This window comes from Rhizobacter sp. (assembly GCF_031412495.1).
Classification (GTDB): domain Bacteria; phylum Pseudomonadota; class Gammaproteobacteria; order Burkholderiales; family Burkholderiaceae_C; genus Schlegelella_A.
Genome location: NZ_JANODC010000416.1, coordinates 1 through 8563, shown reverse-complemented (window position 1 = coordinate 8563; position 8563 = coordinate 1). Strand labels below are relative to the sequence as shown.

Below are 8563 nucleotides of genomic sequence, written 5' to 3'. Positions count from 1 at the left end.
ACGCAGCGCGTCGGCGGCGTCGGCCTCGGGGTCGTGCACGAACACCTCGGCACCGAAGCTCTGCAGCTCGCGGATGATGTCGACGACCTTGCTGTTGCGCAGGTCGGCGCAGTCTTCCTTGAAGGTCAGGCCGAGCACGTTGACGCGCGCGCCGCGCACCTGGCTGCCGGAGGCGATCATCTGCTTGATCGTCTGCTCGGCGATGTACTTGCCCATGCCGTCGTTGATGCGCCGACCGGCGAGGATCACCTGCGGGTGGTAGCCGAGCATCTCGGCCTTGTGCGTCAGGTAGTAGGGGTCGACGCCGATGCAGTGGCCGCCCACGAGGCCCGGCTTGAACCTGAGGAAGTTCCACTTCGTCCCGGCCGCCTCGAGCACCTCGGAAGTGTCGATGCCGATCTTGTCGAAGATGATCGCCAGCTCGTTCATCAGGGCGATGTTGAGGTCGCGCTGCGTGTTCTCGATCACCTTGCAGGCCTCCGCGGCCTTGATGCTCGAGCAGCGATGGACGCCCGGGCCGACGACGAGCTCGTACAGCGCGGCGACCTTCGCCAGCGTCTCCGGGCTGTCGCCCGAGACGACCTTGACGACGTTGGTCAGCATGTGCTCGCGGTCGCCCGGGTTGATGCGCTCCGGGCTGTAGCCGACGAAGAAGTCGCGCTTCCACTTCAGGCCGGATGTGCGCTCGAGCACCGGGATGCACACCTCCTCGGTGGCGCCGGGATAGACCGTCGATTCGTAGACGACGGTCGCGCCCTTCTTGAGATTCGGGCCGATGGCCCGGCTGGCGCCGATGAGCGGCTCGAAGTCGGGGATGTGGGCAGCATCGACGGGCGTCGGAACCGCAACGAGGATGAAGTCGGCTTCGCGCAACAGGCTCGGGTCGCTCGTGTACTCGGCGAGGCGCGCGGCGGCCATATCGGCGTCGTCGATCTCGCGCGACGGGTCCGATCCCGACCGGCATCTCGCCACCTTCTCCTCGACGATGTCGAAGCCTATGGTGCGGCAATGCTTGCCGAACTCCACGACCAGGGGCAGGCCCACGTAACCCAGGCCGATGACTCCGACGACGCTCATGTTTGCCCAGGGCTGCCGGCAGCCGGCAAAGCGTCGGATTCTAGTCGCCGGGGTGCGCTCGGCAGCTTCCGGTGCAGTGACAATAGCGCCGCCCGCCCACCATGAGCCACATGTCCCTTTTCATCGTCTCGTTCCTCGCCTCCTTGATCGCGACGCTCTGCGTCGTGCGCTCGTCGGCCTTCCACTCCAGGCTGACGGCAGACCACGATTTCTCCGGCCCGCAGAAATTCCACGACCGCGCCGTGCCGCGCATCGGCGGCTTCGGCGTGGTGGCCGCAATCTGCGCGGCCGGCGTCTTCGCCACCTTCGCGCGCAGCGAGGGCACGGCGCCCTTCTGGATCCTCGTCGCCTGTGGACTGCCGGCGTTCCTGGTCGGCATCGCCGAGGACCTGACGAAGAAGGTGTCGGCGCGCTGGCGCTTGCTGGCCACCTGCGTCTCGGCCGGGCTGGCGGTCTGGCTGCTCGGCGCTGCCATCCTCCGCACCGACATTCCGCTCCTCGACGACCTGATCAAGCTCCTGCCCTTCGCCATCGCGCTGACCTTGCTCTGCGTCGCCGGCGTCGCCAACGCCATCAACATCATCGACGGGTTCAACGGCCTGGCCTCGATGTGCGTGCTGATGATGCTGCTCGGCATCTCGTACGTGGCGTCGCAGACGGGCGACGAGTTCGTCGCCAACTCGTCCCTCATCGCCGCCGGGGCGGTGCTCGGCTTCTTCTTCTGGAACTTCCCCGCCGGCCTCATCTTCCTCGGCGACGGCGGCGCCTATTTCCTCGGCTTCGTGCTCGCCGAGCTGAGCGTCCTGCTGCTCGGCCGCAATGCGCAGGTCTCGCCGATGTTCCCGCTCCTGCTCTGCGCCTACCCCATCTTCGAGACCGTGTTCTCGATGTACCGGCGCCGGGTCCTGCGCGGCGTCGACACGTCGCAGCCGGACGGCATCCACCTGCACACGCTCATCCACCGCCGTCTGATCCGCTTCAACCTCGGCTCGCGCGTCAGCGACCGCCGGCGCACGGCCCGCAACTCGATGACCTCGCCCTACCTCTGGCTGCTCTGCCTGTTCTCCATCATCCCGAGCGTGCTCTGGTGGAACAACACCACCATCCTGTCGTGCTTCCTGCTCCTGTTCATCGGCCTCTACGTCTTCCTGTACTGGCGCATCGTCCGGTTCAGGACGCCCCGCTGGCTCGGCCACCGGCTTTGAGGCGCGCCCGGCGCGGCCCTGCCGGCGCCGGCAGCAGCCACCCCCTGGAACCTGCCATGAGCGCTGACCCGCCTCGTCCTTCTGCCTTGCCCGGGCCCCCCGACGACAACGCCCTGATCGCCGAGCGCCGAGAAAAGCTCGCCGCCATCCGCGCGCGCGGCGTCGCCTTCCCTAACGACTTCAAGCCCCGGCAGCGCGCCCTCGAGCTCGCCCGCAAGCACGGCCACCTCGACAACGACGCCCTCGAGCCGCAGCACATCGCCGTCTCGCTGGCCGGCCGCGTGATGCTCAAGCGGATCATGGGCAAGGCCAGCTTCGCGACGCTGCAGGACGCGACCGGCCGGATCCAGCTCTTCGCCAGCAAGGACGCGCTCGGCGAGGACGCCTACGACGCCTTCAAGCACCTCGACCTGGGCGACATCGTCGGCGCCGAAGGGACGCTGTTCAAGACGCGGACCGGCGAGCTCTCGGTGCGTCTGGCGTCGCTGCGCCTGCTGACCAAGAGCCTGCGCCCGCTGCCCGACAAGTTCCACGGCATGGCCGACGCGGAACAGAAGTACCGGCACCGCTACGTCGACCTCATCAGCGACGAATCGTCGCGGGCGCGCTTCGTGGCGCGCAGCAAGGCGCTGTCGTCGATCCGCCGCTTCATGGTCGAGCACGCCTTCATGGAGGTCGAAACGCCGATGCTCCACCCCATCCCGGGCGGCGCCAACGCCAAGCCGTTCGTGACGCACCACAACGCGCTCGACCAGCAGATGTTCCTGCGCATCGCGCCTGAGCTCTACCTCAAGCGCCTCATCGTCGGCGGCTTCGAGCGCGTGTTCGAGATCAACCGGAGCTTCCGCAACGAGGGCATTTCGGTCCGCCACAACCCCGAGTTCACGATGATGGAGTTCTACGCGGCGTACTGGAACCACCACGACCTGATGGACTTCACCGAGGAGGTCCTGCGCCACGCCGCGCGCGAGGCCGTGGGCTCGGCGAAGCTGTCGTATGCCGGCCGCGACGTCGACCTGGAGTCGCGCTTCGCGCGCATGACGGTGCGCGAGTCGCTCGTGCGCCACGCCGGCCTGAGCGAAGCCGAGGCCGGCGACGCGGCCGTGCTGCTGGCCCGGCTGAAGGCGGGCGGCCACGAGGCGCCGGCGCACTGGAAGCTGCCCGAGCTGCAGTTCGGCCTGTTCGAGGCGGCGGTCGAAAGCGAGCTCTGGCAGCCGACCTTCATCGTCGACTACCCGGTCGAGGTGTCGCCGCTGGCGCGTGCGTCGGACGCCGACCCGTCGGTGACCGAGCGCTTCGAGCTCTTCATCACCGGCCGCGAATACGCCAATGGCTTTTCCGAGCTGAACGACGCCGAGGACCAGGCGGCGCGCTTCCGCGCCCAGGCCGCCAACAAGGAAGCCGGCGACGAGGAGGCGATGTACTACGACGCCGACTTCATCCACGCCCTGGAGATCGGCATGCCGCCCACCGGCGGCTGCGGCATCGGCATCGACCGGCTGGTCATGCTGCTGACCGATTCGCCCAGCATCCGCGACGTGATCCTGTTCCCGTCGCTGCGCAACGAGGGCTGAACCGTCGTCGCCGCCTAGGCCGGCGCGAAGATCGCGTTGTAGGCGATGGCCTCCGCGGCCTCGCCGCGCGCCAGCGCGTTCTTGCCCTCGTGCGTGAAGTGCCTTGCCTGCAACGCATAGCCCTGCTCGTGCATGAAGGCCGAGATGCTGTCGTGCTCGCCGACGTTGAGCTCGACCTGCACGGCGCGCGGCCGTGCCGCGCCGCCGAGCAGGCGGGCCATGCCGCGCAGGATCGGCAGCTCGTTGCCGTCGACGTCGATCTTCACGAGCGTCGGCGGCCGGATCGTCCCGGCGTCGACGAGGCGGTCGACGCTGGTCCCGTAGACCATCTCGGTCGCGACCGGAACGAATTCCTCGCTCGAGCCCGGAACGCGCCGGTGCCCGAGCTGGCTCGCGCTCGAGGCCGAGGCCAGGGCCTGGTAGTTGAACTCGAACAGGCCGTCCCGGTCGGACAGGCCGCACGAGAAGACGCGGACGCGCTGCTGCAGCCGGTTGGCCTCGACGTTGCGCAGCAGGGCCAGCGAGTTCACCTTGTGCGGCTCGAAGGCGTAGACGACGCCGGCGTCGCCCATCCGCAGCGCCGCCGCGATGCTGTAGATGCCGATGTTGGCGCCGATGTCCATGAACACGTCGTCCGGGCGAACGTCGGCGTCGATCCAGGCCATCGTGCCCTCTTCCTTGACCCACAGCGACAGGGGCCGCTGCGCGTCCATGGCCGTCTCGCAGAGGTACGTCGCGACATGGCCGCGGTCTTCGACGCGCACGCGCACCTGCAGGCGCTTGCGCAGGCTGCCGAACAGCCTCATGAGGGTGCGCTCGCTGCGGCGCAGGTAGCGCGACCCGTCCGATGACAGCCAGCCCATCAGGGCTTCGCCTCGATGTTGACGGTGAGCGTGCGGCGCAGTCCGCCGCTGCCGGCGCCGGTCATCGGCGCCACCGAGTGCCAGGAGTTGTAGGTCTTGACGAAGACGACGCACTGGTTCGGCGTGAACTCCCACGTCTTCAGCACCTCGACGTCGGCGAAGCCGAGGTACTTGTTGAGGTGGTTGTAGATGCGGGTCCGGTCCTTCGGCAGGACGATGTCGGTGCCGCCGCCCCAGTTCGGGTTCCACTCGCCGGCCCGCACCATCGAGAAGACGAGCGTGATGAGCTTCTGCGGCGTGTCGGTGTGCGGCAGGATGTGACCGCCGTCGGCACCCATCATCGAGAACTCGAAGCGCGCGCTGAGCTCGGTTCGCCGCTGCAGGCGGCTGAGGGCGCTCGAGCGGCGCGCAGCGGGCGCACGCGAAACGACCTTGTAGCGGTGCAGGCCGAGGTCGATGTGCCGCGCCTTGAGGAAGTCGAGCACCTGCGGCACGAAGGCCTCGCCCTTGATGTAGGCGTGGAAGCGGCCCCAGTCGGGGCTGTCGCGAAGGAAGCGCTCGTACTCGGCCGGATGGTTCACCTCGGAGAGCGAATACTTGTTGCCGAGCGCCGGCTTGAACTCGAACAGCGACTTGTCGGGGTACGAGGCAACCAGGCGCTCGTACAGGCCGGCCTCGAAGACCGGCCGGACGACGCCGGACGGGTACGGCTCGTAGTCGAAGATCGCGTCGCCGAGCAGGATCATGCGAGGCCGATCGAACGGAGCGCGAGCAGGAGGCGGCTCATCGATTCCTGAACGCAGGCTTGCGCTTGGCAAGAAAGGCTTCCATGCCTTCCGTCTTGTCCTCGGTGCCGAACAGCGAGTGGAACAGGCGCCGCTCGTAGGAGACGCCCTCGGAAAGCGGCGACTCGAAGGCGCGGTTGACGGCCTCCTTGGCCATCATCACGCTCGGCATGCTGAAGCCGCAGATCGTCTCCGCCGCCGCCAGGGCGACGTCGAGCAGCTCGGCGGCCGGCACCACGCGCGAGACGAGGCCGGCGCGCTCGGCCTCGGCGGCGTCGATCATCCGCGCCGTCAGCACCAGGTCCATCGCCTTGGCCTTGCCGACGGCGCGCGGCAGGCGCTGCGTGCCGCCGGCACCGGGGATGATGCCGAGCTTGATCTCGAGCTGGCCGAAGCGGGCGCTGTCGGCGGCGATGACGAAGTCGCACATCATGGCCAGCTCGCAGCCGCCGCCGAGGGCGAAGCCGGCGACGGCGCCGATCACCGGCTTCCTGATCTCGCGGATCGTCTCCCAGTTGCGGCTGATCAGGCCCTTCGAGTAGGCGTCGACGAAGCCGAACGGCAGCATGGCGCCGATGTCGGCGCCGGCGGCGAAGGCCTTGTCGCCGCCGGTGAGGACGATGCAGCCGATGCCGTCGTCGGCGTCGAATGCGCGCAGGGCGGCGCCGAGCTCGTCCATCAGCGTGTCGTTGAGCGCGTTCAGCTGCTTCGGCCGGTTCAGCGTGATGAGGCCGGCGCGGCGCGGGCCGGCGCCGCGCACTTCGGTGAGGATGCATTCGTAGGTCATGGTGCGGCTCGCCTGAAAAGGGGTCAATGATGCCGCGCTCAGGAGGCGGCGACCTCCGGCTTCTTCGCGATCACCAGGTCGACGAAGCTTCCCGTCTCCTGCTCGATGCGGATGCGCACCGGCAGGAAGCGCAGCTCGGGCGCGAACCACATGTCGACCAGCCATTCGCCCGGCTTCCTCGACTCGCGCCGCGGCCTGAGGTGGAAGGTAGCGAGCGGGCCGAACGGCGTCTGCAGCGTCTGCTCGCCGGCGACGTCGTAGGTCCACAGGCTCATGCTGCGCGGCAGGGCGAGCGGGACGTCGAACTTGTTGCCGACGCGCAGGCGCTCGGGCTGTGTGCCGAACAGCCAGGTGAACTGGATGAACTGGCTCGCCGTGTCCTGCACGCCGCGCAGCCGCTCGCGCTTCTGCCCGTTGGCGAGGACGATCTCGTCGCCCTCGAAGAGGACGCTGACGCGGCGCCGGTCGCGCATCACCACCTGGGTGTCCTCGTCGTAGCGGTCGGGGGCAAGGCCGGTCGCGCCGAGGCTGCCTTCGCTCGTCATCCGGCGCGAGAAGATCGGCGCGAACTCGGGCCCGGCGAACAGGTCGACGTTGACCTGGTAGCGCGCGCCGACGCGGATCCACTCGACTTCGGCGCGGCCGGTGAGCTCGCCGCGCCAGTAGCCGGTCAGGAGGTAGCTGACGCGCGTCGCCGCCGGCCAGGTGAAGGGGGCGCCGCCGGGCGCGGAGGCGGCCGAGGTGGGGGACCCGGCGGAGCTTGCGACGATCGCGTCGGGCCCGGGATTCGTGGCGGTAACGAGCGCCGGCGCTTCGGTCACCGAGGCCGGCGCCGAAGCCGCCGCAATCGGCGCCTCGGGCGCAGACGCGACGGAAGCAAGCTGCGGTGCGGCCTCGGGTGGGGCCGGCGCTTCGGGTTCAGCGGGGGGCACCGGGGCCCGAGCCTGCGCTCCGGTGTCAACGGCGGAGGCGGCTTTCGCCGCGGCCTTCACGGGCCGCGGCGCCCTCGCGGTCCGAGGCGGGGCCGCCGGCGCAACGACCCCTGCGGACGCGACTTGCGGCGCCTCCGGCTCGAGCGTGCGCACGTAGGCGACCTGGATCCGGGTCGGCATGGGCCGGCGCGCGTCGGCTTCGGCGGCAGCCAGCCGCTCGCCGAGCTCGCGCGTGACGACGCCATGCAGCACGGCGACGGCGGCGACGACAGCGGCGAACGCGGCTCTGCGCCGGCCCGACCAGCGCGGCCGGCGCAGGCGCGTCAGGCGGCCAACCATGCCTCGCACAGGGCCCGCTCCGGCGCGCTTGCGGCATCGGCCCGGCGCAGCTGCACGGCGCCTTCGCCGAACAGCTGCGCCGGCGCGAGCTCGAGCGACAGGACGCGCTGGTCGCGCGACACGAGCAGGTCGACGGACTCCGCGCCGTCCAGGCAGCGCAGGGCGTCGTCGAGGCGGCGCAGGCGCCAGCCGGCGGCAGCGATCAGCTCGTCGCCGGCTTCGATGCCTGCCTGTTCGCCGGCGCCGCCGCGCAGTACGTGGCTCACCTTCACGCCGGTCAGCGCCCCTTCGCTGACGCGCACACCGAGCCGCTGAGCCAGCGTCGGCGGCTGCGGCTCGACAGCCACGCCGAAGCGGGCGAGCAGCGTCCCTATCGGCAGCTCGTCGGTGCCGTGCACCCAGGCGGCGAGCTCCGGCGCGAAGGAGCGGCCGCCCACCGCCTCGAGCACGGCCGCGATGTCGGCCTCGTCGATCGGGCCGCCGTCGTACGATTGCCAGAGCCGCCGCATCACGTCGTCGAGCGAGCCGCGGCCTTCGCTGCGCAGCGTCAGGTCGAAGGCAAGGGCCGCAAGCGCGCCCTTGGCGTAGTAGCTGATCGTCGCGTTAAGGGTGTTCTCGTCGGCCCGGTAGTACTTCACCCAGGCATCGAAGCTCGCCTCGGCAAGGCTCTGCACGCGCCGGCCCGGCGCCCCCTGCACCGCGCTCACCGTCTTGGCGAGGAGCTTCAGGTAGCGGGGCGCATCGACGATGCCGCTGCGGACCAGGAACAGGTCGTCGTAGTACGAGGTGAAGCCTTCGAAGAACCAGAGCAGCTCCGTGTAGTTCTCGCGCGTGTAGTCGATGGCGGCGAGGTCGCGCGGCCGCAGCCGCTTCACGTTCCAGGCGTGGAAGTACTCGTGCGCGACCAGGCCGAGCACACCGACGTAGCCGTCGCTGCGCTCGGCAGGTACGGCGGCCGCGGCACGGCGCGGCAGGTCGCGCCGGGGCGCGACGAGAGCCGT

At 69.8% G+C, this 8563-nt stretch carries 8 protein-coding genes; 2 read left to right on the top strand and 6 right to left on the bottom strand.

What is annotated here, in order from left to right; genetic code table 11:
- The coding region (locus AC30N0_RS15385) for a nucleotide sugar dehydrogenase (RefSeq protein ID WP_489518778.1) at positions 1-1077 on the bottom strand (1077 nt) is incomplete at its 3' end.
- Between the two features lie 110 nt (positions 1078-1187).
- Here AC30N0_RS15385 and AC30N0_RS15380 point away from each other — a divergent pair.
- The gene (locus AC30N0_RS15380) at positions 1188-2282 is read left to right on the top strand and encodes an MraY family glycosyltransferase (protein WP_489518779.1); all 1095 of its coding nucleotides are present in this window, start codon (positions 1188-1190) and stop codon (positions 2280-2282) included.
- A gap of 56 nt (positions 2283-2338) precedes the next feature.
- Entirely contained in the window at positions 2339-3856 is a 1518-nt protein-coding gene (gene lysS / locus AC30N0_RS15375) for a lysine--tRNA ligase (RefSeq protein ID WP_489518777.1), read from the top strand.
- Between the two features lie 14 nt (positions 3857-3870).
- Here lysS and AC30N0_RS15370 read toward each other — a convergent pair whose 3' ends face one another.
- The 5 genes from AC30N0_RS15370 to AC30N0_RS15350 form a co-directional block, all read right to left on the bottom strand.
- Positions 3871-4719: an FkbM family methyltransferase gene (locus AC30N0_RS15370; RefSeq protein ID WP_489518776.1), complete on the bottom strand. Its 849-nt coding sequence runs from the start codon at positions 4717-4719 to the stop codon at positions 3871-3873.
- On the bottom strand, positions 4719-5465 hold the full coding sequence (locus AC30N0_RS15365; protein WP_489518775.1) for a 2OG-Fe(II) oxygenase: 747 nt from the start codon (positions 5463-5465) through the stop codon (positions 4719-4721). Before AC30N0_RS15365 ends, AC30N0_RS15370 begins: the two co-directional genes overlap by 1 nt.
- A gap of 37 nt (positions 5466-5502) precedes the next feature.
- Positions 5503-6291 carry an enoyl-CoA hydratase gene (locus tag AC30N0_RS15360; protein ID WP_489518774.1) on the bottom strand — a complete coding sequence of 263 codons (789 nt, stop codon included), beginning with the start codon at positions 6289-6291 and terminating at the stop codon, positions 5503-5505.
- Between the two features lie 38 nt (positions 6292-6329).
- On the bottom strand, positions 6330-7112 hold the full coding sequence (locus tag AC30N0_RS15355) for a DUF3108 domain-containing protein (protein ID WP_489518773.1): 783 nt from the start codon (positions 7110-7112) through the stop codon (positions 6330-6332).
- Between the two features lie 434 nt (positions 7113-7546).
- Positions 7547-8563, bottom strand: a 1017-nt coding sequence (locus AC30N0_RS15350; protein ID WP_489518772.1) for a M61 family metallopeptidase, incomplete at its 5' end; no start/stop codon positions are given.